At 57.7% G+C, this 1,425-nt stretch carries 2 protein-coding genes; both read left to right on the top strand.

Annotation, left to right across the window (positions count from 1 at the left end):
- Positions 1–861: NADP-dependent isocitrate dehydrogenase (gene icd, locus AC1DWI_RS23100; RefSeq protein ID WP_477725909.1), on the top strand; the 861-nt coding region annotated here is incomplete at its 5' end.
- 162 nt (positions 862–1,023) lie between these two features.
- On the top strand, positions 1,024–1,401 hold the full coding sequence (gene clpS, locus AC1DWI_RS23095) for an ATP-dependent Clp protease adapter ClpS (RefSeq protein WP_457280765.1): 378 nt from the start codon (positions 1,024–1,026) through the stop codon (positions 1,399–1,401).
- Positions 1,402–1,425: the final 24 nt, after the last annotated feature.

The following is a 1,425-nucleotide window of genomic DNA, read 5'->3' as shown; positions in this document are numbered from 1 at the left end:
ATCCAGTATTTCAAGGGCGTTCCTTCGCCCGTCAAAGAGCCTGAAAAGACCCACATGGTCATCTTCCGCGAAAACTCGGAGGACATCTACGCCGGCATCGAGTTCGAATCCGGCAGCGACAAGGCCAAAAAACTCATCAAGTTCCTGCAGGACGAGATGGGCGTCAAGAAGATTCGCTTCCCGAACACCTCCGGCATCGGTATCAAGCCGGTTTCCAGCGAAGGCACCGAGCGCCTGGTGCGCAAGGCCATCCAGTACGCCATCGACAACGACAAGCCCAGCGTGACCATCGTGCACAAGGGCAACATCATGAAGTTCACCGAAGGCGGCTTCCGTGACTGGGCTTATGCCCTGGCCAAGAAGGAATTCGGCGCTGTGGAAATCGACGGCGGCCCATGGATGAAGTTCAAGAACCCCAAGACCGGCAAGGAAATCACCGTCAAGGACAGCATCGCCGATGCTTTCCTGCAGCAGATCCTGCTGCGTCCCGCTGAATACAGCGTGATCGCTACCCTGAACCTGAACGGCGACTACGTGTCCGACGCGCTGGCTGCCCAGGTCGGCGGCATCGGCATCGCTCCCGGCGCCAACCTGAGCGACACTGTCGCCATGTTTGAAGCCACCCACGGTACTGCGCCCAAGTATGCCGGCAAGGACTACGTGAACCCCGGTTCCGAAATCCTCTCGGCCGAAATGATGCTGCGCCACATGGGCTGGACCAAGGCTGCCGACCTGATCATCAGCTCGATGGAAAAATCCATCGACTCCAAGAAGGTCACTTATGACTTCGCCCGCCTCATGGAAGGCGCAACCCAGGTCAGCTGCTCCGGCTTTGGCCAGGTCATGATCGACCACATGTAAAGCTGGCTCAGCCGGTTTTTCCGAGAACCGCCCGGGAGCAATCCCGCGGCGGTTTTTTTCTTGGCCGCAGAAAAGGAAAAAAATCACGCTTGAATGTCGCGTTCCCGCCACCAATTTCCCTATCAGGCGCACTGGACTACATCGGTGGCTAGAATGAATTCCATGGCAACCAAGTCTCCCAAATCCCCCAACTCTCCGGTGCAGCCCCCAGTCCCGGCTATCAAGCCTGATAACGGCAATGGGGGAGAGTCGGTCGTATTGGAGCGCCGGCCGCAAAAGACCAAGCCCCCGCAGATGTACCAGGTGGTCCTGCTCAACGACGACTACACCCCCATGGAGTTCGTGGTGGTGGTAATCCAGGAGTTTTTCAACAAGGACCATGACACCGCCACGCAGATCATGCTGAAGATCCATCTGGACGGCAAAGGCGTCTGCGGCGTGTTTTCCAGGGACGTAGCGGCGACCAAGGTGGACCAGGTGACCGAAGCTGCCCGGAAAAACGGCCATCCGCTGCAGTGTGTCAGTGAGCCCATTGAATAATCGTAAATCCGGCCAATATTCCCT

The sequence above is a fragment of the Polaromonas sp. P3_C2 genome (assembly GCF_056402675.1).
Note: the sequence above shows the minus strand (reverse complement) of the source record. Positions and strands in the feature narration are given on the sequence as shown.